Source organism: Streptomyces sp. NPDC001380 (genome assembly GCF_042895785.1).
Lineage (GTDB): Bacteria > Actinomycetota > Actinomycetes > Streptomycetales > Streptomycetaceae > Peterkaempfera.
On the sequence record NZ_JBIAWP010000023.1, the window covers coordinates 26,723 to 50,902 of the forward strand.

The window sequence follows — 24,180 nt, forward strand, 5'->3', positions numbered from 1 at the left end:
CCTTCCGGCAGGGAGAACTTCCCTCGATCGCTCACGACCGATACGGTCCCGTGAAGGAAGCGTGAAAGCAGGGGGCGGTGCGGCCGTCCGGGGTGTGCGGCGAGGTGCGATGAGCGGCAGCAGCTGGAAGTTCGACGTCCCCACCAGCGGGAGCAAGCAGTTGCCGCCGGACCCACGGTACGTGGAGGCGCTGAGCAGCCAGGGCTACGGCTTCGAGGTCGCCGTCGCGGACCTGGTCGACAACTCGATCGACGCCGGCGCCCGCGACGTGGTCGTCCACTTCCTGCGCGACGGCGACCGGCTGGTGAGCCTGCTCGTGGTCGACGACGGCCACGGCATGGACGAGGACGCCCTGGACGTCGCCATGACGGTCGGCGGCCGACGCGACTACGCTCCCGGCGCGCTCGGCATGTTCGGGACCGGCCTGAAGTCCGCCTCGCTGTCCCACGCCGACGCGGTGACGGTGGTCAGAAGGACCAAGCGCACGCGCGCCGCAGGCCGCCGCCGGCTCACCGCGCACGCCGTGGACGGCTTCCGCTGCGACATCGTCGACCCGGACTGCAGCCAGGACCTCGTCGACCGGCACGTCGGCCGCCCCGTCGCCAGAAGCGTCGCATGAACGACTTGGCTATGGATTCAGCGGCAGCAGAAGGCAATGGATCAGCGGCTGTTGACCGTGCAAGAACCACCGCACGCGCCTTCCCTCCGGCGGGACGCCGCGACGAGATCACTCCAACCGCTGGAGACTGGTCATATGCCGCCCATCGCATCATCGGCCGCCGTTGCCGCGCGCATGAGTCGACAGGCGTCGCGCAACACGGCTCAGGAGCTTGCCGTTCGCCGTCTGCTGCACCGCGGTGGACTGAGATACCGAATTCACGTCCCCGTCCCAGGAATGCCCCGTCGAACGATGGACATCGCGTTCGGCAGAGTACGGATCGCCGTGTTCCTCGACGGCTGCTTCTGGCACGGTTGTCCTGATCACGCCACGAAACCTCGAGCGAACGCCGCGTGGTGGCGTGACAAGCTCAACCGGAACATCGAGCGTGATCGCGAGACGACCGATCACCTGGCCTCGGCGGGTTGGACGGTACTGAGGTTCTGGGAACACGAAGCACCGGAGGACATCGCCTGTCGAATCGCAGCCGAGGTGCGGACAAGACGACCCGAGAAGCACTGATCTGTCGCACGTCCGGGCGAATGCGCTTCCGCACATGTGCGCCAGCAGATCGTGACCTCACAGGGACAGCAGCGGCGGCCGGGGCCGGGTGGGCGGGTGCGGCACCGGCGGAGGGGTGGTCGAGGCGGGGCTGGTGGAAGGTGGCGGGATCGGGGAGGGTGGTCCAGCGGAGGACGGGCCAGACGACGGCGAAGGCGCGGCCGACGACGTTCCCCACGGGGACGAAGCCGTCGCCGGGGTGCTGGAGCTGGTGGTACCGGGAGTCCCAGGAGCCGTTGCGGTGGTCGCCCATCACCCACAGGTGGCCGGCGGGGACGGTGACGGTGCCGACCGGGTCGTCGTCGCAGGGGGTCGCGCCGGGATAGAGGTAGGGCTCGTCCAGGGGGACGCCGTTGACCTCGACCGGTCCGCCCGCGTCGCACCGCACGGTGTCGCCGCCGACGGCTATGACCCGCTTGATCAGGTCCTTCTCGTAGCCCGACGGCGCGAGCCCGACGAGGGAGAGCACCCTGCGGACGTCACGGAGAGCGGCGTTGCCGCCCTCCCCCGGGGACTCCTCGCCGAGCCAGTCGCCCGGGTCGTGGAAGACGACGACGTCGCCGCGGTGCGGCTCGGCGCCGAACCAGGGGCTGAGCTTGTCGACCAGCACCCGGTCGCCCAGGTCGAGCGTTCCCTGCATGGACCCGGAGGGGATGGAGAAGGCCTGGACGAGGAAGGTCTTCGCTCCCAGGGAGAGGAGCAGCGCGACGCCCAGCAGGATGGGCAGCTCCCGCCACCAGGACCGCGGGCCGCGCGTCCTGCGGCGCCACCGCCCGTGTTTCCCGGCCGGCGCGTCCGCCTCCGCAGTCTCCGCCGACTCCGCCGTGTCCACCCGCGTCTCCGATCCGCTTCCGCTCCGTGGTCCGCTCCGCCCGACGGGCCGGTCAGGGCCCGGTCCGGCGCTCGCCGAACCCTCAACGAACAGGAGTTCCCGTGCGCCACCCGGACGGGCGGGATTCCGGGGCGGTAGGTGAGGAGCCGTCAGGAGCGCGAGGAGGGGGCGGGGGCGCGAAAAGCGCTGGTCGGGAGGGTCTGTGCGATGGGACGAGCGCCATCGGGCGTCAACTACGCACAGTGAATATGCCATCACGATATGTGGCATCCGGATGTACGGTGTCCCCGACACCGATCTCCCGCCGGGCAGGGCCCGGACAAGGGAGCGGCCCCTCAAGCGTTCTGGCAAACGCGGCTGAGGGGCCTTCACCCACCGAGGCTTACAAGGAGAGCCCCGACGATGCTCAGGCATGCTACCGCCCCGCAGGGCGACTGGACCCGGGTCGACAACGCCGTCCTGTGGGACGACGACCTCTCCGACACCGCCTTCCGGATGCTGCTCCGCTGCCTCTCCCTCGGCGACGAGGAGGCCCTGACCACCACCGTCACCCAGATCGCCGCCGGACTGGCCGGCGGCCGCATCACCCTGGACCGGGCCCGCCGCCAGCTCACCCGAAAGGGTCTGCTGCACGCGGTGAAGTGGCGCAGCGCCACCGGCCAGGTCCACTCCGAGTCCGTGGTCTCCACCGTGCCGCTGGGCCCGGACGAGGCCGCCCGGATCGTCACCGGCCACCACGGCGGGGAGGGCGGCGAGCGCCGCCGACGGCCGCCCCTCCCCCGCATGCCGTATGCCGGTATGCGGGAACGCGGGCCTGCCGCCACCCCGTCCTCCGGCACCGTCCTCCCTGCGGGAGGGAAGAAAACCACGGGGAGGAAGACTCCCCCCTCCCTCCCGCCCCCCGCGCCGGCGCTTCGACACGGCCCGGTGCACGGCGACGGGGCGGGCGGGTCGGGAGGAGGAGGGACGGACCGCCCGGCGGACGGTCCCGCGGCCTGCTGCGGGTGCGGGTTCCCCGGGGGCGCCGGGGGTACCGGGGGTGCCGGGGGTGCCGGGGCGGCGGGTGCGTCCGGCGGGTCCGCGGGGGACGGCGGGCCCGGGGACGGTGCGGGCGGTGCCGGTGCTGCGGGCGGTACCCGGCCGGAACCGGGCGGCGGGGCGGGACATGCGGCCGGGGACGGCGCCGGGGGCCACGTCCGCGACGGCCGCGACGGTCCAGGCGCCTCCGGCGGTCGGCGCCGCGCCCACAGCCGCGACGGCGGAGGCGACCAAGACGGAGACGGAGACGGCCCCGGCGGCAGGGACGCCCTCCGTGACGACGACGGGCCCATGCCCTCGGAGGCGGAGGAGGCGCGGGCGGCGGCCGCCGAGCGGCTGCTGCTCTCGCTCCGCGACGACGACCACCGGCTCGTCCTCGGCGGCCGGGACCTGAAGGCGCTCGTGCCGATCGCCGCCGAGTGGCTGCTGCGCGGCGCCACCACCGCCCACCTCCGGGCGGCGCTGGTCACCGGCCTGCCGTACGCGCTCAGGTCGCCCAGGGGCGTGCTGCGGCACCGGCTGCTGGACAAGATGCCGCCCGCGCCGCGCTTCGCCGAGCAGGTGCGGCAGGAGGCCCCGCCGCCGCCCCCGGTGCGGCCGCTGGTCGACTGCGCGGTCTGCGACACGCCCTTCCGCCCCGTCACGGACGAGACCCGGTGCGGCGGCTGCCGGGTCCGGGACGCCCGCACGCCGGACCTGCCGCCGGGGCCGACGAGGGTGGGCGGCGTGTGGTTCTTCCCGCCCCCGGCCCGGGCGTGACCGGCGTGTCCGGCGCGACCCGGGCGGCCGGCCGGGGGAGGCGGCCGGCGCGGGCCGTGCGGCGGTGCGGGGCCCCGTGCCGCTGCCGCGCGGCCGGGCGGGGCGCGGGCCCCGAAAGGGCAGGTGCGGGCCGGTGGTGCGCAGCGGCGGGCGGGGCACGGGACGGTCTGCGGGGCCGGTCCGCGGGCGGGCCGGAGTGTCAGTGGTGCCTCCTAGGGTGATCTGTGTCGGGGGAACACCGGACCGCCTGAGGGGGCACCCGTATGACCAGCGCCGCGGTGGCGGAGGGGACGACGTACCTGGAGCTGTCCGAGGAGGGCGGCGGGGCGCACAAGTTCTACGAGGTGCGCGTCGAGGGGGTCGAGGTGACGATCCGCTACGGCAGGATCGGGGAGCAGGGCCAGGTCCGGACCTCCTCGTTCCCGAGCGCGGAGAAGGCCGCGGCCGCCGCCGCCCGCAAGGTCGGCGAGAAGGTCCGCAAGGGGTACGCGCCCGCCGTGCGCGGGGTGCGGCAGGCCCGCGCGGTGACGCGCCGGCAGATCACCAGCGTCCGCTCCACCGCGCACCAGGCGCCGGTGCTGTGGCGGTTCGCGTCGGGTGCGGCCGCGTTCGGCGTCTTCGTGGGCGAGGAGCACGCCTACGTCGGCAACCAGCGGGGCGACGTGTACGCGCTCACCCACGACGGTCGGGTCGTCTCCCGCTTCGGCCTCCCCGACGGGGTCAAGTGCATCGTGGCGGACGACTTCTGGCTGTACGCGGGGTGCGACGACGGCCGGGTCTACGACCTGAGCGGCAAGGTGCCGCGGGTGGCGTACGAGATAGCCGAGGACGTGGACATCTACTGGCTGGACATCGACGACGGCGTGCTCGGCGTCTCGGACCGGCAGGGCGGGATCACCACGGTCGACCACGAGGACGAGTTCCAGTGGTCGCGGCGCAGCACCGGCGCCCACGGCTGGATGGTCCGCTGCTCGGGCGACAGCGTCTTCCACGGCCACTCGGCGGGCGTCACCGCGTACGGCGCCCACAGCGGCGACCAGCAGTGGCACACCCCGACCGACGGGGGCGTGCTGTTCGGCTGGCAGGAGCCGGGCGAGGTGTTCGCGGGCACCGGGCGGGGCTGGGTGTACCGGCTGGCCAAGGCGGACGGGTCGGTGCGGTCGCGGTACCGCTGCGACGCGGCGGTGTTCTCGTGCGCCACCTCGCCCGACGGCCGGTACGTCTTCGCCGGCGACAGCCACTCCTCGGTGTACTGCTTCGCCGCCGACGGCACCCGGCTGTGGAAGCTCGGCACCGGCTGCGGCTCGGCGTACTCGATGCAGTACCGCGACGGGCGGCTCTACATCGTCACCACCGACGGCTCGCTGGCCTGCATCGACGCGAGCGAGGCGGCGGTGCGGGAGGCCGAGCAGGGGCGGGTGCCCGAGCGGCGGGACGTGAAGGCCTCGCACGTGGAGGCGGTGGCACCGTCGGCGCACCTGGAGACGGTGAGCGCGGCCGCGGTGGCGGAGTCGGGGGCGGACGGCGTGGTCGTGGAGTGCGTGCAGGAGGCGGGGCGGCTGCGGGTGCGGGTGGTGTCGCCCGGCTACGACCCGGCGCTGCGGGTGCAGTTCCCGAAGGACGTCCGGGTGGCGGGGGCCCGCTACCTGGTCACCGAGGTGCGGCAGTCGGCGGCCGGGGGCTTCTACCGGGCCCGCGGCGACATCCGGCGCCTGCTCTGACCACCCGTCCGGGCCGGGGCGGCGACGGGGGTGCCGCCCCGGCCCGGACGGGCCGCACGGGCCGCCCGGTCCGGCGGGCGTCCCGGACAGGCCGGACGTCGGACAGGCGGGGCAGTCCGGGCAGGCGGGGCTGTTCGACACGGAGGAGCGGTCCGACACGGAGGAGCGGTCCGATCGGTCCGGCCGGTGCGACCGGTCCGGCCGGTGCGACCGGCACGGCCGGTCCGCGGAACCGGGCGGTGCGGGGGACGCGTCTCTGTGGTCGTACCGCTGGGGACCCTCCGCAGCCGGAGGGTGGACGGAGGGGGAACGGGACATGGGGAACGCACACCGGTGGCGGCGGGCCGGCGCGGCCGTGCTGGCCGCCGCTGCGCTGGCCGCGGCGGCGGGCTGCTCGCAGGAGTACAGCGACAAGCGCGGCAAGGGGGACGCCCCGGTGCTCAACCAGCAGGGCGACGACACCCCCGCCCAGGTCTTCAACATGCCCGACGGCTTCGGCAACCTCGCCACCAAGTGCGTCGGCCACGGCTACCGGGCCTACGTCACGACCAACAGCGACGGCCCGTCCAACGTGCAGGTGGTCTCCGATGCGGCCTGCAGGTAGGGCGCGGCGCGCGGCGGTCCTGCTCACCGTGCTCCCCGTGCTCGCGATGGCGGGCTGCTCGCAGAGCCACGACGACAAGCGGGGCAGGGGCGACGCCCCGGTGCTCGGCGGGCGCGGGGAGGACTCCCCCGCGCAGGTCCTCCACATGCCCGACGGCTTCGGCGACCTCGCCACCAAGTGCGTCGGTCCGGGGCAGCGTGGCTACTCGACCACGCGGTGGTTCGGCAAGGACGACGACGGGAACGACGTCACGCTGCCCGCGCAGACGGCCGTCGTCCCGGACCCGGACTGCCGCTGACCGTCCCCGCCGCCCCCGTCCCCGCCGGCCCCGTTCGGGCGGGGGCAGCCGGCGAGGACGGCCGGCGGGCGGGTCAGACGGTCGCGAGGTGGTCGGCGAAGCGGGAGATGATGTGCTCGGCCCCCTCGCGGGCCCGGTCGCACATCTCCGGCGAGCCGACCGCCTGGTGGTAGACGGCCTGCGTGCGGCCGTCGCCCAGGTCGGTGAAGTCGGCGCTCATGACCACCTCGTCCCCGGGCATCTCCATCGTCCACACCAGCCGCCGGTGCCGGTCGACCTCGCGGTAGACGCCGCCGACCGGCATCTCGCCACCGGGGGTGGCGACGGTGGCCCGCCAGGCACCACCCGGGCGCAGGTCGACGGAGCCGGTCGGCAGCGGTGCGCCGAACCACCGGGCGAAGTGGACGGGCTCGGTCCACACCCGCCAGACGGTGTCGACGGGGGCGTCGAAGACGCGGGTGAGGGTGAAGCCGCCGCGGTCGTCGGCGGTGGCGGTCGCCGTCTCGGTCCTGGTGGCGCCGGCGGTGTCCCGGTGGTCGTCCATGGTCTGCTCCTCGCGAGGGGTGGGGTTCTCACCGGTGCAGACGGAACGACGGCGCGGAACGCGCGGCTCCCGGGCGGAGCCTCCTGCGGGCGGCAGGGGGCCGGCGGGTACCGCCGTCCGGGTGGGACGGCGCGGCGGCGGGCCGCGCTCCCCCGCTCCGGGCGCGGAGGTGGGGTCTCCTGTTGTCCTGTCGACGGCATGGGCGAAGGAGTGGACCGTGATCAAGGGCTTCAAGAACTTCCTGCTGCGGGGCGACGTCATCGTCGTCGCGGTGGGGCTGATCACCGCACTGGCGTTCAGCACCCTGATCAAGGCGTTCACCGACTTCGTCATCAACCCGATCATCGCCCGCGCCCAGGGCGGCCAATCGGTGGGTCTCGGCGTGCAGCTGGGGGCGCCCGGCAACAAGGCCACCTACCTGGACTTCGGGTCGTTCCTCTCCGCGCTGATCTACTTCGTCATCTTCATGGCGGTGGTGTACTTCCTGATCGTGGTGCCCTACAAGCACACGCAGGCCCGCCGCGGCGTCACCGTGTTCGGCGACCCCGGGCCGCTCAAGACCTGCCCGGCCTGCCTGGCCGAGGACCTGCCGGCCGGCGCCTCCAAGTGCCGGTACTGCACCGCCGAACAGCCGGCCGGGCTCGGGGACGGCATGCCGGTCCGGTGAGGGACCTGCCGTCCGGCCCGGCGGGGGACCGTCGGCGGGCGCACCGGTGCACGGACGGGGGCGGGACCGCCGCAGCGGCGGTCCCGCCCCCGTCCGTTCCGGGCGGCGTCCGGGCCGGCGTCCGGGCCGGTGCCCGGGCCGGTGCCCGGGCCGGATCAGTCCTCGGGACGGACCAGGCGGCCGAGGAGGGCGACCGCGTCGCCGCGGGGCACCGGCCGGAAGAACTCCGCGTCGACGCGCTCGACGGCGGCGACGGCCCGGGGGGCGAGCCCGGCCCCGGCGTCGGTGGTGCGCAGCCGCCGGGCCCGGGTGTCGGCGGGGTCCACCTCGCGCACGACCAGCCCCTTCTGCTCCAGGGCGCGCACCACCTGGGAGGTCATCTTCACGTCCGTGCCGGCGTGCCGGGCGAGGGCCTGCTGGCTGGGCTGCTCGCCGTGGGTGTTGAGCCACCACGTGCTGGCGAGCAGCACGAACTGGACGTGGGTGAGGCCCAGGGGGGCCAGGGCCGCGGCGACGCCGCGCTGCCAGCGCAGGGTGGCGTGCCAGAGCAGGAATCCGGGGCTCTCCCCCGAGCCGGCGGTCACCGGCCCTGCTCCGCCCGCGCCACCAGCGCGGCGACGGTGTCGGGCCAGTCCCCGGTGACGGCCGGACCGACGTGGGGGCCCGCCTCGGCGGCGGCCGGTCCGGTGATCTCCATGCGGTGGACGACCCGGATGCGGCCGGGTCCGGCCGGGTCGATCCGGTGGGCGGTGCGCAGGACGAGGCCGTCGAAGCGGGCCTCGTCGACGAAGAGCCCGTTCTCGACCGCCTCGGTGACCCGCAGGTGCACGGGGTCCTGCCCGGCCGGGGCCATGGTGATCTCGGCGCCGGCGGCGAACGGGCCGCTGACGGCGGCCTTCTCGATGTCGGCGTTCCAGGTGCCCCAGTTCTCGACGTCGGCCCAGAGGCGCCAGACCGCCTCGCGGGGGGCGGCGGTCTCCTGGGTGTGCTCGTAGGTCCACATGTGCGGGCTCCCCTCCCTTTCGTCTTCCCATAGATTATCTGCGCGCAGACCATCCGCCCAGAGGGGTGCGCGGACCTCCGGGGCCGGACCTCCGGACAAGCCCCGGCCCGGCAGCGACGACGACAGCGGCGACCACAGCCGCAACAGCCGTCAGGCCGGCCAGTCGACCGCGCCACCGGTGACGGTGAGGGGGCGCGCGACGGAGGACTCGTGGAAGCGGAGCGTGCCGACGACGACCGTCGGACCGGGGCTGTCCGCCCGGGCCGCCAGCCAGGCGAGCAGCAGGCCGACGTCGTGGAAGTCGTCGGGGTGGAGCTCCTGGCGGGCGGTGACCGTCCCGTCGGGGGCGAGGTCCGCGGTCAGGGTGCCGCCGATCCGGTGCGCGGGGCCGCGGCCGCCCAGCAGGGGGTACTCGTCGTCCTCGGTCCCGGAGCCGCCGTCCGCGCCCCCGTCGCCGTACGCGACCGGGAGGGAGGCGGCGGTGGCGGCCGGACCGGCCGGGCCCGGCCCCAGGCCGAGGTGCCGGCGGAGCCCGGCCGCCTCGGCGTCCGACAGGGCGTCACGGATCCTGACGCGCAGTTCGAGTGCGTAGAGATCGGACATGGGCGGCACCCTATGCGACCCCTCCGACACCGCCTTCTCCGCGCCGGCCCCTGCGGGAGCCGTCGGCCCGGCCGGAGCCGCGGACCCTGCGGGAGCCGGTCGCGCGGCGGAAAGCAGTGGTGCGGCGGCGCGGCAACCGGCACTGTGGTGCACCATGACCTCTCTCGTGCGACACGTGACCTTCGACTGCTCCGACGCCTACCGGCTGGGTGCCTTCTGGGCCGAGGTGCTCGGCGCCTCCCTGGCCGAGGACGACCAGCCCGGCGACCCCCAGGCACTGGTGGCGACGCCCGCCGGAACGCTGCTGTTCGTGGCCGTCCCCGACCGCAAGGCGGTGAAGAACCGGGTCCACCTGGACCTGCAGCCGCAGGACCGCACCCGGGACGAGGAGGTGGAGCGGCTGCTGGCCCTGGGGGCCTCGCTGGTGGGCGACCACCGCCGCCCCGACGGGACGGGCTGGGTGACGCTGGCGGACATCGAGGGCAACGAGTTCTGCGTGGAGCGCAGCGCCGCCGAGCGGGCGGGCTGAGCGGTCCGGGCCGGGACGGCGGGGAGGGGCTGCCGGGGCGTCGCGGTCGGCGGGAAGGGGCCAGGAACCCTGCCCGCGCATGCTTCTGACGACCCGTCGCGGGCGATGCCCTGATCCCGGGGCCCGGGGCGGGCGCAGGCCGGGCGGCCCCGGAAAACCCTTGGGTAAAGAGTTGGCAATCCCCTAGAGTGTCCGCACCCGCCGGCCCGCCCGAGGAGATCGACCCATGCCCCGCTTTTCCCGTCCGGCGCTGACCGGTGCCGCCCTGCTGTCCGTCCTGGCACTCGGTGCCGTCGCCTGCGACAGCGGCAGCGGGAAGGGCGGGGCGGACGCGGCCGGAGCGGCGACGCCGGCCTCCTCCGCGCCCGCCTCCCCATCGGAGGCCGCCTCCCCGTCCGCTCCCCCTGTACCGGCCCTGACCGCCGCCCAGCTGAAGCGGGCGGCCCTGACCGCCGCCGACCTCCCGTCCGGCTACAGGGTCGCCCGGCCGGCGAAGGGCGAGGACCTCCTCGGCTCGAGGGCGACCGCCACGCCGGCAGCCTGCCAGCCCATCCAGGACATGGGCGCCGGCAAGCGGGCGGTGAAGCCGACCGCTGCCGTGGACCAGAACTACCCGCGGACCGACAAGCCCACCGTGATGACGTTCAGCCGGATCGCCGCCTACGCGCCCGGCGGGGCGGAGCGGGCCATGGCCGACCTCAGGGCGGCCGTGAAGGCCTGCCCGTCCTACACCTCCAAGGACGACAGCGACGGCACGGTCACGAAGATCAAGGTCAAGGTCGTGCAGGCGCCCTCGCAGGGCGACGACGCGATCGCGCTGGACCTGGCCGGCAGCTCCGACGGCGCCCCGCTGGTCATCCGCATGGTGCAGGTCCGCTCCGGGTCGTCCCTCGCCCTCTTCGCCGCCCTCGACTTCATGGAGGGCGGCCGGGCCGTCGAGGTGGCGCCGGAGCTGCTGGAGAAGCAGGTCGGGAAGCTGAAGGCGGCCGCCGCCGGCTGACGGCGCGCGGGGCGGGCTCCGGGGCGCGTCCCGGAGCCCGCCCCGGGCCTCAGTCCGGGAGGAGCACCGCCCGGAAGCGGGCCGCGCCCGGGAGCATGCGGACGTACGCCTCGTCCACCTGCGGCAGCGGGACGGCCTCGGCCGCCGGCCGGACACCGCCGGGCGCGCTGGAGGCCAGGGCGTGCCTCGCGTGCGGCGACCTGGGCGACGCGCACGGGGGACATGGTCCTGTCCGGGGAGCGGGGTGCGGCGGGCGCAGCCTCGCGCTCCGTCCTCCGGCGGCCCGGCGGGACTGTCTCGCCGGACGGGGCCGTCCGGGTGCCGCACGCCGCACGGCCCTCCGTCAGGCGGCCATGGTGAGCAGGGCGTCCATGCCCGTCATCCGCAGCACGTCGGCGGGCTGCTGCCGGATGCCCACCAGTGTGGGCGCCCCGTCCCCGGCCCCGGACTGGCGGCGGTGGAGCTCGGCCAGGAAGTGCAGGCCGGCGGAGTCCATGAAGGCGACGCCGCGCATGTCGACACGTAGCCGGCCGAGCGGCTCCGGGAGCCCGGCGAGCAGGCGGTCGAGCATCGGGCGGGCGTCGTGGTCGATGTCTCCGACCAGGGTGAGGACGGTCAGTCCGGCGCGCCGGTCGAGTGTGGCGGTGAGGGTCTGGTCCATGCGGTGACCGCACCCTTCGAGGGTCGGGGGTCGAGGGCCGGGGCCACGGGGGCGGGCCGCCGGGCGGCGGCGCGCGGCAGGCCGGGCGGGGTGTCCCTCCACCGTGCCACCGGCCTGCGGCACCGCGCCAGCGGTGTACCCGCCGCCAGCGTGAACTTCAGGCGAAGCGCTCCCCTGGCGCTGCCGCCCCGGCGCGCACGCCCCCGCCGCGCGCCGGTCGCCCTCCGGGTGGCCGGCACCCGGCGAACGGGCCGGGGCGAGCGGGCGTGCGGCAGCCGGACATGCGGCAGCCGGACACGGACCGGCCGGGCGCGGAACCCGCCGGGCGCGGAACCCGCCGGGCACACGCATGTCCGCGGCCCGGCGCGGCACCGGACCCGCCGGGCGGCTACGCCTCCGCGAGGGTGATGCCCTCCGGGGGCTGCCACTCGTACTCCAGGAGCGCGTGGCGCACCGAGTCGTGCCACTCGCCGTCCACCAGGACGTTCTCGCGGGCGTAGCCCTCGACGGTGAACCCCGCCTTCTCCAGCACGCGCCCGGACGCCTCGTTCAGCGGCTCGCGGTCGGCGGTGAGACGGTGCCGGCCGAGCCCGCGGAAGCCCAGGGCGCAGAGCAGGTGCACGGTCTCCGAGCCGAGCCCGCGGCCCCAGCTGCCGCGGTGCAGCGCGTAGCCGATGACCCCGGCGTGCTCGCCGGAGGTCCAGAGGTAGGCGGTGCCGACCACCTCGCCGGTGTCGCGCCGTTCGACGGCCAGGGCGTAGGCGGTGCGGGGGGTGGTCGCGGCGTCCTTCAGGTAGCCCGCGACGAGCTGCTCGCAGGTGGCGCGGTCGCGCGTCCCGAAGGGCAGGTGGAGGACGGTCTCGGGATCGCCGAAGATCCCCTGCAGGGCGTCGGTGTCGGTGTCTGCGGCGGTGAACTCGCGGAGCGCCAGCCGCGGGCCTCGGATCTGTACGGGGTGCACGGCGGGCGACTCTACCCGCGGACGGGCCGCCGGAGGCGGCCTGACCCGCGGCGGGGGCCGCCGCGGGTCCGGGACCGCAGCGGGGGACGCTCGGCGGAACGGCGGGCGGAACGGCGGGCGGAACGGCGGAGGGGCCCCGGCGTCCGGGCTACGGTGAGGGCATGGACACCCCGGCTCTCGAGCTCACCCCCCGCACCCGCACCGACGACCTGCTGGCCTGGTGCGCCGAGCAGGGCCGCGAGGTGGCGGAGCGGCCGCTGCGCGCCGTGCTCACCCTGCTGGAGCTCTCCGGCGCCCGCATGCACGACGGCTTCCCCGAGCCCACCGCCGAGGACGCCGACCGCCTCCTGTACGAGCTGCTGCCGATGACCGCCGACGCGGAGGCCGAGGGCTGCGGGGCGTACCTGGACGCGCTGGCCGCGGTCGTCGACCACCAGCGGGCGGCCAAGCGGCTCAACGCCAAGCGGCAGGCCCGCCTGCAGGCGGAGGTCGCGGCCCTCGCCGAGGGCTTCCCGCTGGTGATGCGCATGCCGGGCCGGCTGACCTGGCCCCGGCTGTACGCGATGCTGCTGCGGGCGGACGGCGTGGACCTCGCGGACCCGGCGGCGGTGCGGGCCCGGCTGGACGCCTACCGGGAGCTCGGCCCGGAGGGGCGCGCGGCCGCCTGGGCGGCGCTGCCGCAGCTGGTGGTGCCCGAGGAGGAGCACGGCCGGCCCGAGGCGTGGGACGGCACCCGGGTCCTCATGCTGGGCATGACGACGGACAACGCACGGCTCCTCCTCGGCAACCGGCTGCTGGAGCGGGTGTACCGCAGCCTCTCCGCCATGATCGCCACGGGTGGCGGCCTGCCGCCCGAGCTGGGCCGCGACGTCGAGGGGTACGGGCGGCTGGTCGCCGAGGAGGCCGTGCGGCTGCTGGGCGAGTGGACGGTCCCGGGCCTGCCGGCCCTGCTGCGGGACGAGTACCCGGACCTGGCGCCCGAGCCCGACCAGGCCGGGCTCGATGCGCTCTCGGGGGGCGGCGCGGCCTGAGGCCGGGCCCGGAGGGGGGTCTGCGGCGGGGTGCGGCCGCCCGGGCCCGGCAGCCGGCCGGTCCGGCCGGTCCGGTCGGGCGGCCGGTCCGGTCAGGCGGCGGGGTCCCCCGCCATCTGCGCGGTGGTGCTGGACCCGTCCAGGGCCTCGCGGACGATGTCGGCGTGGCCGCAGTGGTGGGCCGTCTCCCGCAGGACGTGCAGCAGGACGAACCGGGCCGACCAGTGGACGTCCTCCTGCGGACCCCAGGGGAACCGCGGCAGCAGGCACTGCCGGTCCAGGCTCTCCAGCGCGGCCACGGCCTCCTCGGTCTCGCGGGCGGCCGCCGCGTAGTCGTCGAGGAGCCCGGCGACGGTCTCGTCGTCCCGCATCCGGTGCTGGTCCCCGTCGAGCATGCCCTCGGGCATGACGCCGTCGCCGCGGGTCATCAGGCCCACCCAGGAGCGCTCGCAGGCGGTGACGTGGCGCAGGATCCCGCCGAGGGTCAGCCCGCTCACGGTGGTGCGGCGGCGGGCGTCCTCGTCGGTGACGCCGCGGACCGCGATCCGCAGCAGGCGGCGCTGGTCGGACAGGATCCGCAGGAGGTCGCCGCGCTCCCCGTCGGGGGTCCCGGAGGGGGCGGGGGTCCCGGAGGAGGCGGAGGGGGCGGGGGCTGCGGAGGAGGTCGCCATGGGACGGTCCCTTTCTTCGTCGGTGGGACCACGTTAGGAGGGAACGCGGACATGTTCGGTCCGCAATGCCCCGGCGCCGCCGGACCGGGTCCGGCGGCCTAGGGTCGGGGGGAAGCAGGTCCGGACGCGGAGGAGGAGAACGGTGGCGAAGGTTCCGACGGCGGCGGTGGCGGCGGGCGGGCTCGTCGGGGGCTACGGGGTGGCCCGGTGGACGAAGCGGCGGCCGCTGGGCGGCGTCGCGCTGGCCGCGGCCGGCGCGGTGGCGGCGCGTCAGTGGCGGCGGCAGGCGGGCACGGGCGGCGCGGTGGCGCTGACCGGGCTGTACGCGGCGGCGTTCGCCGGGTCGCACCCCCTGGCGAAGCGGCTCGGCGCGTGGCCCTCGGTGTTCGCGGTGTCCGGTGCGGTGGCGCTGGCGTCGTACGTGGTGGCCGACCGGCGCGGCTGAGGGCGCGCCCCGGACCTGCCCGCACGGGGACCCGCGCGCACGGGGACCCGCGCGCACGGGCGGGCGGGCCCGGTCGGGCGGGCAGGCGCCGTCGGGCGGGTCCGGACAGACCGACGGCCCCGGTGTCGGGGGATCACCGGGGCCGTCGGGGACGGAGGAGGACCGCGCCTCAGAGGTCGAGGCCGTGCCCGGTCAGCCAGGGCTTGGGGTCGATCGGCGCGCCGCCGCCCGGCCGGACCTCCAGGTGGAGGTGGGGGCCGGTGACGTTGCCGGTGGCGCCCGAACGGGCGATGACGTCGCCGGGCCTGACCTTGCCGGAGCCCTGGACGATCGACGACAGGTGGCAGTACCAGATCTCGGTGCCATCGGGCAGCGTCTCGATGACGCGGTACCCGTACGACCCGGCCCAGGCCGCCGAGGTGACGGTGCCCGCACCCAGGGCCTTCACGGCGGTGCCGGTGGGCACGGCGAAGTCCAGTCCGGTGTGCAGGTGGGACCAGTACGAGCCGGCCTGGCCGAAGCCGGCGGTGAGGGTGTAGCCGGAGACCGGCACGACGAAGGTGCCGAGCAGCCTGCGCTCCGCCTCGCGGGCGGCGCGCTCCGCGGCCTCCTTCTTCTGCCGCGCCTCCTCGACGCGCCGGGCGGCCAGCTCCTTGGCCTCGGACGCCTTGGCCGCCTGCTCCTGGACGGCGCGCTTGGCCTCGGCGTCGCGGGCGGCCTGGATCCGGGCCGACTCGTCGGCGGCGGTGCGCTGGCTGTCGGCCTGGGCCTGGATGCGGGCGGCGAGGGCCAGCCCGGGGTCGACGGCGTCGGCGCTGCCCTGCTCGTCCGCCTGCTCGGCCGCGGAGGCGGCGGCGTACGTGGTGAAGCCGGTGGTGCCGAGGGTGGCGGCCATCGCGGCGACGCCGATCACCGCGGAGGAGCCGACACCGCCGCGCTGCCGGGGCAGCCGGTGGCGACCGCGGTCGGGGTCGCCCGCGAGGGCGGCGACGGGTTCGGGGACGGGGGCCCAGGCCTGCTCCGACGGCAGGGGCAGGGTCGAGGGCATGCCCTCGGGGTACGACGACGCCACGGCTTGGCGCACTCCTTTCCTTCCCTCTCGCCTACCGGGTTAGCTGACGGGTTCGGAGCAGGAAGGTCTCCTACGGCCACGGGCCTGCGGGTCCGGACCCCGGCGGAAGGCGGGGTGACGCCTCGTCAGGGAGCGGGCAGGTCCGGTACGGCCGATTCACCCCAAGGAACGTGGTTCCCCGGCTCCCTGGCGCCGAGGGGGCGGCGCCGTGGGATTAGGCGATGGCGCACGGTGCCGTCGTGGTACGGCGTTTGCGACCGCGCTGCGTTATCAAACGTTAATCGCAGGACGCCGTGATTCCAAGCCACTTGGACGATGCGGGGTGATACGGCAGGGGCGGGAGGGGTGTTTTGTCGCGGATCGTGCGATCCGCGGCGCCACGCCCCTCCCGCCCCGTCAGGAATCGGTCACCGTGGGTGAGGAGGGGGTCCTCGGGTGCGGTGGCCCGTCCGGTGCGGCCGTCCGGTGCGGTGGCCCGTCCAGTGCGGCCGGCCGGTGCGGTGGCCCGTCCGGTGCGGCCGTCCGGTGCGGTGGCCCGTCCGGTGCGGCCGTCCGGTCAGGCCGCCGCCGCGCCGGCCTTCGGCTCCTCCGCCGTCAGCGGCAGCGCGATCGACTCCAGGCCGCGCCGCTCCGCCTTCACGCCGAGGAAGAGCTCCACGACGCCCGCCGCGATCATCAGCCCCGCGCCGATCGCGAAGGCCAGCGCCGTGTCGCCGGGCTTCCCGGTGCTCACCAGCTTGGAGAAGATCAGCGGGCCGGAGATGCCGCCGACCGCCGTGCCCACCGCGTAGAAGAAGGCGATCGCCAGCGCGCGGGTCTCCATCGGGAAGACCTCGCTGACGGTCAGGTACGCCGAGCTGGCGCCCGCCGAGGCGAAGAAGAGCACGACGGTCCAGCAGAGGGTGAGCGTGGTCGCGGAGAGCGCGCCGTTCTGGAAGAGCGCCGCGGTGCCGAGCAGCAGCACCCCGGAGACGATGTACGTCCCGGAGATCATCGGCTTGCGGCCGACCGAGTCGAAGAGCGGGCCCAGCAGCAGCGGGCCGAGGAAGTTGCCGACGCAGATCACGACGAAGTAGTAGCCCGTCGAGCCGTTCGGCACGTGGAAGAAGGCGTTGAGGATGGTGGCGTACCCGAAGGTCACCGCGTTGTAGAGGAAGGCCTGGCCGATGAAGAGCGACAGGCCCAGGGCGGTGCGGCCCGGGTAGAGCTTCACCATGGTGCGGGCGATGGTGAGGAAGCCGATGCTGCGGCGCTGCCGGATGGTGATCGCCTCGTCCGGCTCCTCCAGCCGCACGCCCTTCTCCGCCTCGACGGTGCGCTCCGCCTCGGCGACGACGTCCTCCGCCTCGCGGTCGCGGCCGTGGATGAAGAGCCACCGCGGGCTCTCCGGGACGTGCCGGCGGACCAGCAGGATCACCAGGCCGAGCACGACGCCCAGGCCGAAGGCCAGGCGCCAGCCGACGTTCACGGCCAGGAACGCGGTGTTCAGCAGCGGGACGGAGATCAGCGCGCCGGCGCCGGCCCCGATCCAGAACGAGCCGTTGATGATGATGTCGATCCGGCCGCGGTGGCGGCTCGGGATCAGCTCGTCGATCGCGGAGTTGATCGCCGCGTACTCGCCGCCGATGCCGAAGCCCGTGAGGAAGCGGCAGAGGAGGAAGAACCAGGCCGTCCAGGAGACCGCGGTCAGGGCGGTGGCGGCCAGGTAGACCAGGAGCGTCAGCATGAAGAGCTTCTTGCGGCCGTACCGGTCGGTGAGCCAGCCGAAGAAGAGCGCGCCCGCGCAGGCGCCCGCCACGTAGAGGGCGGCGGCCAGGCCGGAGACCTGGGCGGCGGAGATCGCCAGGCCGCTGCCCTTCTCGGAGAGGCGGCCGGCGATGTTGCCGACGATGGTGACCTCGAGGCCGTCCAGGATCCAGACGGTGCCGAGGCCGATGATGATGCGCCAGTGCCAGGAGGACCAGGGCAGGCGGTCCAGCCGTGCGGGGACCTTGGTGCGGACGGTGCCGGTCTGCACCCCGTCGCCGGCTCCGGCCGCGCCGCCGGACCCGGCCGCGCCCGCGCCCGCCGCGGCCGGTCCCGGCCGCAGGTCGGTGCGGCCGTCCGGGGGCGGCGAGGAGGCGTCCCGCGCCCCTGGTCCTGTGTCCTGCCCTGCTCTGGAACTCATCGTGCGGTCCTCCACAGTCGCGGCCCCCGGCGCCGGTCCCGCCGGCGTCGGCGCTGTGCCTGCACAGCTGCGGGGGTGCGTCTGCCCCGGCCTTCCGGGGATCACGCCCCGGGCCCGCGGCCGTGCCCGGGGCCGCACGCGGGGCCCGCGGGAGGGGCCCGGAAGAGGCGCGGGAGGGGCTCGTGAGGCACGTGGGGCCCGGGGTCGGCGCCCGGGGCCGGGATTGAGTAGCCGTACTCAGGCGGGGGCGCCCGGACGCCGCCACCATGCGGACATGAGCGCATCGATGCAGCCGCGGACCACCTCCGCCTACTACGTCCAGGCCGTCCTCTCCTTCGCCCTGTCCGGTGCGGCCCTCGCCACGGGGATCGCCTGCCTGCCCGTCGACCCGTGGATGCGGGCGTTCCTCGCGGTGGGGCTGCTGTACGTGGTGACCTCGGCGTTCACGCTGGCCAAGTGCGTGCGCGACCGGCAGGAGAGCGCGGAGGTGGTGAACCGGGTCGACCAGGCGCGACTGGAGAGGCTCCTCGCCGAGCACGACCCGTTCAAGGTGGACGGCGTCTGAGCGCGGCGGGCGGGGGGCCGGGACGGCGGGGGCGGACCCGGCCGGGACGGCCGCGGCGGGGCGATCTTGACGGGGGCGGCGCGGGCCGCGCATGGTGGCCGGGCCCGTGCACCGGACCGCCGTGCACCGTACGACTGGAGCCGAGACCATGACCGCGACCGCCGACGAGACCGCCGCCGCCGACCGGGTGCGGGACACCCTCGCCCGCCAGGGCCTGCTGCGGACGCTGGGCGTCGAGGTGGTGGAGGTGGAGCCCGGCCGGGTGGTGCTGGACCTGCCGGTGCGACCGGAGGTCGCCCAGCAGGACGGCTTCGTGCACGCCGGGGCCGTCACCGCGCTGGCCGACGCCGCCGCCGGGGCCGCGGCGCAGTCGATGATGCCGGCCGGGAAGAACGTGCTCAGCGTGGAGTTCAAGGTGAACCTGCTGAGCCCCGGCGTGGGCGAGCGGCTGCGCGCCGCCGCCACGGTGGTGCGCTCCGGGCGCACGATCACCGTGGTGACCGCCGCCGTGGAGTCCCTCGGCGGGGCCGACGCGACGACCGGGTCGGGCAAGCCGGTGGCGCTGATGCAGGCCACCATGATCGCGGTGGACGCGGCGGCGGCGGACCGCCGCTGACGGCCCGGCACGGGCCGCCGGACCGTGCGGGCGGCGCGGACCGTGCGGCCGCTCGGCCTGGGCGGCCCGGGCAGGGCGGCGCGGCCCGTGCGGCCCGGGCCGGGCCGCCCGTACGACGTACGGCCGCCCGGGAGGTCCGGGGGCGGGGTCAGCCCTTGCGGGCGACGGCCACCGCCGCCAGGCGCAGCACCGGGTGCTCCTCCAGCTGCGCGGTGTCCGCGTCGGGCCGCCAGCGGGAGACCAGGGTGACGCCCGGCTCCACCGGCTCCAGGTCGTGCAGCAGCGCCGCGATCTCCTCCAGGGTCCTGAACTGGCCCCGGCCGACGCTCTGCCGCAGCGCCCGCTCGATGGAGACCGCGTCGGGGTCGGCGTCGTCCCCGTTGGCCACCAGGTGGTGGACGAAGACGTGGCTGCCCGGGGCCAGGGCGTCGTACAGCTGCCGGGTGACGCCCGCCGGGTCCTCCTCGTCGAGGACGTAGTGGAGGATGCCGCAGAGCAGCAGCCCGACCGGCCTGCCGAAGTCGATGTGGGCGCGCAGCGCGGGGTCGGCCAGGATCCCGGCCGGCCGGCGCAGGTCGCCGTCGACGACGATCGTCCGGTCGTTGTCGGCGAGCAGCGCGCGGGCGTGGGTGAGCACCACCGGGTCGTTGTCGACGTAGGCGACGCGCACCGACGGGTCGATCGCGTGGGCGACCTCGTGGACGTTGCCGGCGCTGGGCAGCCCGGAGCCGATGTCGACGAGCTGGGTGATCCCGGCCTCGGCGACCAGGTGGCGCACGACGCGGCGCAGCACGTCGCGCTGCGCCTTCACGCCCATGTGGATCTCGGGGGTGTTCCGCTCGATGAGGGTGCCGACCTCGCGGTCGGAGGAGAAGTGGTCCTTGCCGCCCAGGAGGTAGTCGTAGATCCGGGCGATGTTCGGCGGAGGGGCGCCGACGGGCCGGCGGTCGGCCGTCGGCCGCGGGTCGCGGTCCGGCACTGCGGTCCTCCGTTCCCTGCCGGGGCAGGATGGGTGACGTCCGTTCAGCGCAGACTCTAGCGGCCCCGGCGATCTCCGGGACCCCGGTCCGGGGTCCGGGCCGCACGGATTTCCGGTTCCCTCCTGACAGGGCGTCGCGCCGCCCCCAGGATGTGCGCATGGAGAACACGGACCTCACCGTCAACGGGGCGCGCCGCAGCGTCGGCACGGCCCCCGGCAGCACCGTCGCGGAGGCGCTCCGGGACGGGCTGGGGCTCACCGGCACCAAGACGATCTGCGGCACCGGGGCCTGCGGCTCCTGCACCGTGCTGCTGGACGGCGAGCCCGCCGCCGCCTGCACCACCCCCTGCGCCGAGGTCGGCGGCCGCGAGGTCACCACCGTGGAGGGGCTGGGCGGCGACCACCCCGTGCAGCGGGCGTTCGCCGCGCACGACGCCCTGCAGTGCGGCTACTGCACCCCCGGCTTCGTGGTGGCGGCCGCCGCCTTCACCGACCGGTGGCGCGCGGAGAACGGCGACGGCGAGCCGGCCCGGGCGGAGGTCGCCGAGGCGCTGGCCGGGCACGTGTGCCGCTGCGGCGCGTACGAGGGCATCCTCGCCGCCGTCGCCGCGGCCTGCGCCGGCAAGCACGACGCCCCCGACGGGACCGCCCCCGCCCGCGTCGAGGCCGCGGAGAAGACGACCGGCCGCGCCCGGTACACCACCGACGTGCGGCTGCCCGGGCAGCTGGAGGGCGTTCTGGTGCGCTCCCCGCACCCGCACGCCCGGGTCGGCGCCGTGCCCGCCGCCCACGACGGGGCGGCCGCCGTGGTGGACCTGCTGGGCGCGGACCGCACGGCGCGCTGGGCCGGACAGCCGGTCGCCGCCGTCGCCGCCCCCACCCGGGCCGCGGCGCTGGCCGCGGCGGCCGCGCTGCCGCTGGAGTGGACGCCGCTGCCCGCCGTCCTGGACGCGGACGCGGCCCGGCGGCCGGACGCGCCCCTGGTGTACGGCACCGCGGAGGCCCGCAGGGCGGCGCCCCGGTCCAACGAGGCGCCGCCGCCCCCGGCGAAGTGGCGGGGCAACGTCCGCGGGCCGGCCGACTTCGGCTGGCGCGGCGGGACCGCCGCCAAGCGGATCGCGGCCGCCCGCGCCCGCGGCGACGAACGGCTGGTCAGCGCCGTCTTCACCACCGCCGCGCAGTCCCACTCCTCCCCCGAGCCGCACGCCTGCGTCGCCCACTGGGACGGGGCCGGTGACCTGCACCTGCACGTCTCCACCCAGTCGGTCGCCAAGGTGCGGGCCGCCGCCGCGAAGCGCTGGGGACTGGCGCCGGAGCGCGTGCACGTGCACGCCGAGCACGTCGGCGGCGGCTTCGGCGCCAAGGTGGGCCTGGGGGTGGAGACGGTCGCCGCCGCGGAGCTGGCCCGCGCCGCCGGCGCCCCCGTACGGGTCGTGTTCACCCGCGCCGAGGAGCTCGCCCACGGCGGCCACCGGCCCGCCACCCGCGCCGAGCTGTCCCTGCTCGCCGACGCCGACGGGAACCTCGCCGCGCTCACCCTGGACGTCCACGGCGACGGCGGCACCGCCGTCGGGACCAACAGCGCCGCGCTCGCCCGCTACCTGTACGGCACCGCGCCGCGCCGGCTGCGCGACCACGACGTGGTCACCCACACGCCGCCCGGGCTGCCGTTCCGGGCGCCGGGCGGGCCGCCGATGGCCTGGGCGCTGGAGCAGGCCGTCGACGAGGCGGCGCACCGGCTCGGCGAGGACCCGATCGCGCTGCGCCGCCGCTGGGACGGCAACCCGAGGCGCGCTGCCGTCTACGACTGGGCGGCGGCGCTGCCCGCCTGGGCGGGGCGGGCCCCGTCCGGGTCGGCCACGGGGCGGTTCCGGCGCGGCGTGGGCGTCGCGACCGCCAACTGGCTGTACCTGCTGGACCCGGCGGCCGAGGTCGAGCTGACCGTCGAGGGCGGCGTGGTGGTGGCCCGCACCGCCACCCAGGACATCGGCACCGGCAGCCGCAGCGTCATCGCGGACGTGCTCCGCGCCGAGCTGGGGCTGCCCGCCGACCGGGTCCGCGTCGAGGTCGGGCACAGCGGCACGGTGCACGGGCCCGCGTCGGCCGCCAGCTCGGGCACGCCCTCGATCGGGCCCGCCGCGCTCGACGCCGCCGCCCGGCTGCGGGCCGCGCTGCCGGGCGGGCCGGCCGCGGCGCTGGACGGCGCCGAGGGCCTGCGGGTCGTCGGCCGGCGGCGGCGCGACCGGCGCGGGTACGTCACGCCGTTCCCGCTGGGCGGGCTCGCCATCGGCCGGGGCTTCGCGGGCGCGGTCAACGTCACCGAGGTGGAGGTCGACACCGGGCTCGGCACGGTGCGGCCGCTGCGGATCTGGGCGGGGATCGCGGCCGGGCGGATCTACGCGGAGCGGCTGGCCCGCAGCCAGTGCGAGGGCGGCATCGTGCAGGGCGTCGGCTACGCGCTGCACGAGGAGCGGCGCACCGACCCGGTGACCGGGGCGGTGCTCACCGACAGCCTCGACTCCTACCGGCTGCCGCGGATCGGCGACATCCCCGAGATCACGGTCCGCTTCCACGAGGAGGGCTGGGAGCACGTGCCGGGCGGGGGCGTGGGCCTGGGCGAGATCTCCACGGTGGCGGTGGCCGCGTCGATCGGCAACGCGGTGCACAACGCCACCGGCTGGCGGCCGCTGGACCTGCCGATCCGGCCCGACCGGGTGCTGGCGGGGCTCGCGGGGCTCCCCGGGCGGGCGGCGCCCGGGGAGGGAGGGGCCTGACGGACCGGCTCGCGAGGGTGATACTTCAGGAGGGTGCGGGCGTCCGCCCGGACCTGCGACGCAGAGAGGGGTGAGCCGACCGTGTGGCTGAGGAACGGACTGGAGCCCTGGCACCTGATCCTGGTGCTGGTGGTGGTGTTCCTGCTGTTCGGCTCCAAGAAGCTGCCGGACATCGCGCGGGGGCTGGGCAAGTCGATGCGCATCCTGAAGGCCGAGACCAAGGCGATGCGGGACGAGTCCCCGACGGTGGAGCGGATCACCCCCGAGGAGGCGCACCGGGCGCAGGACCCGCAGGCGCAGGCCCCCGCACCGGCGCAGGCACAGCCGCAGCCGCAGCAGCCCGCACCCGCACCCGCAGCCGGACCCGCGGCGCCCGCACCGCAGCCGGGGCAGCGGACGTCCTGACGTCCCGGGGAGGCCCGGCCGGGCACCGGCCGGGCCTCCGGCGCGTCCGCGCCCGGACGGGTCTCAGCCGGGCCCGTTCCAGTCCAGGGTGGGCGCCAGCACGCCCTCCAGGGTGAGCAGCCAGCGCTTGGTCCCCACCCCGCCGTACCCGCCGCCGTAGCCGCCCAGGCCGTCCGCGGCGACCACCCGGTGGCACGGCACGATCAGCGCCAGCGGGTTGGACCCCATGATCTGCCCCACGCCGCGCGCGCCCGCCCACCGTTCGCCGGGCGCCACGTCGTCGTACACCCCGCTGGCCGCCGCCAGCTCCCCGTACGTCACCGTGCGGCCGTAGCCGACGGTGCGGTGCAGCGTCTGCAGGACGGTGCGCTGCGGACCCGCGGTGAGGCCCCAGTCCACGGGGAAGTCGAAGGCGCGCCGCCGCCCCGCGAGGTACTCGGCGACCTGCCGGGCCACCAGGGCGGCCCGCTCCTCCCCGGCGGGCGGCGCGGCCGCCAGGCGGGGGTCCGCCCCGTCCGGCGGCCGGGGCGAGAACGACACGGCGGCGGCACCGGCGGCCGTCACCGCCACGCTCACCCCGCCCAGGGGTTCGGGTGCCTCCACGCACGCCCAGTCCGCAGCCATCGCCCGCCGTCCCCTTCCGCACGCCCGTCCGCCGGTACGCCTCCAGGGGACCAGCATCGCGCACGGCGCGGACGGCCGGGGCGCGTCTCCGGCACGTGCGGGGGCGGGGGCGGGACGCGTCAGACGGCGACGGCGTCCACCAGGGCGTAGCCGGCCGCCCCGGCGGCCGCGCGCAGCAGGCAGCCCTCCAGGTCGGTGCCGCGGACGGTCACGGTGCGCAGGGTCCGGTCGACGGCCACCTCGGACACCCCCTCGACACGGGAGAGCGACTCCCGCAGGCCCCCCGCCCCACCCGCTCCGTCGGTGCGTGTGAGCGTGTAGCGGATCCGGTCGTCCATGGCCCTTCCTCCTGACCGGGCGGTCCTGCCGCCCCCAAGGAGTACGGAGCAGGG

Annotated in this window: 26 protein-coding genes, 2 pseudogenes and 1 riboswitch; of the genes and pseudogenes, 15 read left to right on the forward strand and 13 right to left on the reverse strand. The window is 76.2% G+C overall.

What is annotated here, in order from left to right:
- Positions 1-109 precede the first annotated feature (109 nt).
- Together ACFY07_RS23755 and ACFY07_RS23760 are read left to right on the forward strand one after the other, a co-directional pair.
- Positions 110-592: pseudogene (locus ACFY07_RS23755) on the forward strand (ATP-binding protein); the annotation flags it as partial.
- A 162-nt stretch (positions 593-754) separates the two neighbouring features.
- Entirely contained in the window at positions 755-1,180 is a 426-nt protein-coding gene (locus tag ACFY07_RS23760) for a very short patch repair endonuclease (protein ID WP_390871422.1), read from the forward strand.
- 184 nt (positions 1,181-1,364) lie between these two features.
- Here ACFY07_RS23760 and lepB read toward each other — a convergent pair.
- Positions 1,365-2,465: pseudogene (gene lepB / locus ACFY07_RS23765) on the reverse strand (signal peptidase I); the annotation flags it as partial.
- Here lepB and ACFY07_RS23770 point away from each other — a divergent pair.
- The 4 genes from ACFY07_RS23770 to ACFY07_RS23785 all read left to right on the forward strand — a co-directional run bounded on the left by ACFY07_RS23770 (position 2,454) and on the right by ACFY07_RS23785 (position 6,471).
- Positions 2,454-3,848 (forward strand): hypothetical protein, encoded by a 1,395-nt coding sequence (locus ACFY07_RS23770; protein WP_390871424.1) that lies wholly within the window; start codon positions 2,454-2,456, stop codon positions 3,846-3,848. The pseudogene lepB and the gene ACFY07_RS23770 overlap by 12 nt on opposite strands.
- A 263-nt stretch (positions 3,849-4,111) precedes the next feature.
- Complete coding sequence (locus ACFY07_RS23775) at positions 4,112-5,569, forward strand: WGR domain-containing protein (protein ID WP_390871425.1); 1,458 nt, start codon at positions 4,112-4,114, stop codon at positions 5,567-5,569.
- Between the two features lie 316 nt (positions 5,570-5,885).
- Entirely contained in the window at positions 5,886-6,173 is a 288-nt protein-coding gene (locus ACFY07_RS23780; RefSeq protein WP_390871427.1) for a hypothetical protein, read from the forward strand.
- Positions 6,157-6,471: a hypothetical protein gene (locus ACFY07_RS23785; RefSeq protein ID WP_390871429.1), complete on the forward strand. Its 315-nt coding sequence runs from the start codon at positions 6,157-6,159 to the stop codon at positions 6,469-6,471. The genes ACFY07_RS23780 and ACFY07_RS23785 overlap by 17 nt, the downstream gene beginning before the upstream one ends.
- A 73-nt stretch (positions 6,472-6,544) precedes the next feature.
- Here ACFY07_RS23785 and ACFY07_RS23790 read toward each other — a convergent pair whose 3' ends face one another.
- Complete coding sequence (locus ACFY07_RS23790; RefSeq protein ID WP_390871431.1) at positions 6,545-7,015, reverse strand: SRPBCC domain-containing protein; 471 nt, start codon at positions 7,013-7,015, stop codon at positions 6,545-6,547.
- 217 nt (positions 7,016-7,232) lie between these two features.
- On the opposite strand from ACFY07_RS23790, the gene ACFY07_RS23795 reads away from it, so the two are divergent.
- Positions 7,233-7,682, forward strand: a complete 450-nt coding sequence (locus ACFY07_RS23795; RefSeq protein ID WP_390871433.1) for an MscL family protein — start codon at positions 7,233-7,235, stop codon at positions 7,680-7,682.
- Between the two features lie 155 nt (positions 7,683-7,837).
- Here the strand turns inward: ACFY07_RS23795 and ACFY07_RS23800 are convergent, their stop codons facing one another.
- The 3 genes from ACFY07_RS23800 to ACFY07_RS23810 all read right to left on the reverse strand — a co-directional run bounded on the left by ACFY07_RS23800 (position 7,838) and on the right by ACFY07_RS23810 (position 9,288).
- Positions 7,838-8,266: a MarR family winged helix-turn-helix transcriptional regulator gene (locus ACFY07_RS23800; protein WP_390871435.1), complete on the reverse strand. Its 429-nt coding sequence runs from the start codon at positions 8,264-8,266 to the stop codon at positions 7,838-7,840.
- Positions 8,263-8,685 (reverse strand): SRPBCC family protein, encoded by a 423-nt coding sequence (locus tag ACFY07_RS23805; RefSeq protein ID WP_390871437.1) that lies wholly within the window; start codon positions 8,683-8,685, stop codon positions 8,263-8,265. The genes ACFY07_RS23800 and ACFY07_RS23805 overlap by 4 nt, the downstream gene beginning before the upstream one ends.
- A 150-nt stretch (positions 8,686-8,835) precedes the next feature.
- Positions 8,836-9,288, reverse strand: a complete 453-nt coding sequence (locus ACFY07_RS23810) for a hypothetical protein (RefSeq protein WP_390871439.1) — start codon at positions 9,286-9,288, stop codon at positions 8,836-8,838.
- A 154-nt stretch (positions 9,289-9,442) separates the two neighbouring features.
- Here ACFY07_RS23810 and ACFY07_RS23815 point away from each other — a divergent pair, with 154 nt between their 5' ends.
- Both ACFY07_RS23815 and ACFY07_RS23820 read left to right on the forward strand, forming a co-directional pair.
- Positions 9,443-9,817 (forward strand): VOC family protein, encoded by a 375-nt coding sequence (locus tag ACFY07_RS23815; protein ID WP_390871441.1) that lies wholly within the window; start codon positions 9,443-9,445, stop codon positions 9,815-9,817.
- 226 nt (positions 9,818-10,043) lie between these two features.
- Positions 10,044-10,817, forward strand: coding sequence for a hypothetical protein (locus ACFY07_RS23820; protein ID WP_390871443.1), 774 nt, complete (start codon positions 10,044-10,046; stop codon positions 10,815-10,817).
- Positions 10,818-11,160: 343 nt separating this feature from the next.
- Here ACFY07_RS23820 and ACFY07_RS23825 read toward each other — a convergent pair whose 3' ends face one another.
- Together ACFY07_RS23825 and ACFY07_RS23830 are read right to left on the reverse strand one after the other, a co-directional pair.
- Positions 11,161-11,478, reverse strand: coding sequence for an STAS domain-containing protein (locus ACFY07_RS23825; protein WP_390871446.1), 318 nt, complete (start codon positions 11,476-11,478; stop codon positions 11,161-11,163).
- Between the two features lie 388 nt (positions 11,479-11,866).
- Positions 11,867-12,439, reverse strand: a complete 573-nt coding sequence (locus ACFY07_RS23830) for a GNAT family N-acetyltransferase (RefSeq protein WP_390871448.1) — start codon at positions 12,437-12,439, stop codon at positions 11,867-11,869.
- A gap of 161 nt (positions 12,440-12,600) precedes the next feature.
- Here ACFY07_RS23830 and ACFY07_RS23835 point away from each other — a divergent pair, with 161 nt between their 5' ends.
- Positions 12,601-13,470, forward strand: coding sequence for a hypothetical protein (locus tag ACFY07_RS23835; protein ID WP_390871450.1), 870 nt, complete (start codon positions 12,601-12,603; stop codon positions 13,468-13,470).
- A 92-nt stretch (positions 13,471-13,562) separates the two neighbouring features.
- Here the strand turns inward: ACFY07_RS23835 and ACFY07_RS23840 are convergent, their stop codons facing one another.
- The gene (locus ACFY07_RS23840; RefSeq protein ID WP_390871452.1) at positions 13,563-14,141 is read right to left on the reverse strand and encodes a DinB family protein; all 579 of its coding nucleotides are present in this window, start codon (positions 14,139-14,141) and stop codon (positions 13,563-13,565) included.
- Positions 14,142-14,283: 142 nt separating this feature from the next.
- On the opposite strand from ACFY07_RS23840, the gene ACFY07_RS23845 reads away from it, so the two are divergent.
- A complete protein-coding gene (locus tag ACFY07_RS23845; RefSeq protein WP_230652176.1) occupies positions 14,284-14,586 on the forward strand; it encodes a hypothetical protein in 303 nt (100 codons plus the stop codon).
- A 169-nt stretch (positions 14,587-14,755) separates the two neighbouring features.
- Here the strand turns inward: ACFY07_RS23845 and ACFY07_RS23850 are convergent, their stop codons facing one another.
- Both ACFY07_RS23850 and ACFY07_RS23855 read right to left on the reverse strand, forming a co-directional pair.
- The gene (locus tag ACFY07_RS23850; RefSeq protein WP_390871455.1) at positions 14,756-15,658 is read right to left on the reverse strand and encodes a M23 family metallopeptidase; all 903 of its coding nucleotides are present in this window, start codon (positions 15,656-15,658) and stop codon (positions 14,756-14,758) included.
- 13 nt (positions 15,659-15,671) lie between these two features.
- A riboswitch (cyclic di-AMP (ydaO/yuaA leader) is annotated at positions 15,672-15,889 on the reverse strand.
- A 325-nt stretch (positions 15,890-16,214) separates the two neighbouring features.
- Positions 16,215-17,825 carry an MFS transporter gene (locus tag ACFY07_RS23855; RefSeq protein WP_390871457.1) on the reverse strand — a complete coding sequence of 537 codons (1,611 nt, stop codon included), beginning with the start codon at positions 17,823-17,825 and terminating at the stop codon, positions 16,215-16,217.
- A 274-nt stretch (positions 17,826-18,099) separates the two neighbouring features.
- Between ACFY07_RS23855 and ACFY07_RS23860 the strand changes: the two genes are divergently transcribed.
- Both ACFY07_RS23860 and ACFY07_RS23865 read left to right on the forward strand, forming a co-directional pair.
- On the forward strand, positions 18,100-18,390 hold the full coding sequence (locus tag ACFY07_RS23860) for a YiaA/YiaB family inner membrane protein (protein WP_390871459.1): 291 nt from the start codon (positions 18,100-18,102) through the stop codon (positions 18,388-18,390).
- 148 nt (positions 18,391-18,538) lie between these two features.
- A complete protein-coding gene (locus tag ACFY07_RS23865; RefSeq protein ID WP_230652169.1) occupies positions 18,539-19,006 on the forward strand; it encodes a PaaI family thioesterase in 468 nt (155 codons plus the stop codon).
- Between the two features lie 148 nt (positions 19,007-19,154).
- On the opposite strand, the gene ACFY07_RS23870 is transcribed toward ACFY07_RS23865, so the two are convergent.
- The gene (locus ACFY07_RS23870) at positions 19,155-19,985 is read right to left on the reverse strand and encodes an SAM-dependent methyltransferase (protein WP_390871461.1); all 831 of its coding nucleotides are present in this window, start codon (positions 19,983-19,985) and stop codon (positions 19,155-19,157) included.
- Between the two features lie 158 nt (positions 19,986-20,143).
- On the opposite strand from ACFY07_RS23870, the gene ACFY07_RS23875 reads away from it, so the two are divergent.
- Together ACFY07_RS23875 and tatA are read left to right on the forward strand one after the other, a co-directional pair.
- The gene (locus tag ACFY07_RS23875; protein ID WP_390871463.1) at positions 20,144-22,759 is read left to right on the forward strand and encodes a molybdopterin-dependent oxidoreductase; all 2,616 of its coding nucleotides are present in this window, start codon (positions 20,144-20,146) and stop codon (positions 22,757-22,759) included.
- 81 nt (positions 22,760-22,840) lie between these two features.
- Positions 22,841-23,164: a Sec-independent protein translocase subunit TatA gene (gene tatA / locus ACFY07_RS23880; RefSeq protein WP_390871465.1), complete on the forward strand. Its 324-nt coding sequence runs from the start codon at positions 22,841-22,843 to the stop codon at positions 23,162-23,164.
- Positions 23,165-23,227: 63 nt separating this feature from the next.
- Here the strand turns inward: tatA and ACFY07_RS23885 are convergent, their stop codons facing one another.
- Both ACFY07_RS23885 and ACFY07_RS23890 read right to left on the reverse strand, forming a co-directional pair.
- The gene (locus ACFY07_RS23885) at positions 23,228-23,788 is read right to left on the reverse strand and encodes a methylated-DNA--[protein]-cysteine S-methyltransferase (protein WP_230652161.1); all 561 of its coding nucleotides are present in this window, start codon (positions 23,786-23,788) and stop codon (positions 23,228-23,230) included.
- 119 nt (positions 23,789-23,907) lie between these two features.
- Positions 23,908-24,126, reverse strand: a complete 219-nt coding sequence (locus ACFY07_RS23890; protein ID WP_390871467.1) for a transporter — start codon at positions 24,124-24,126, stop codon at positions 23,908-23,910.
- Positions 24,127-24,180 lie beyond the last annotated feature (54 nt).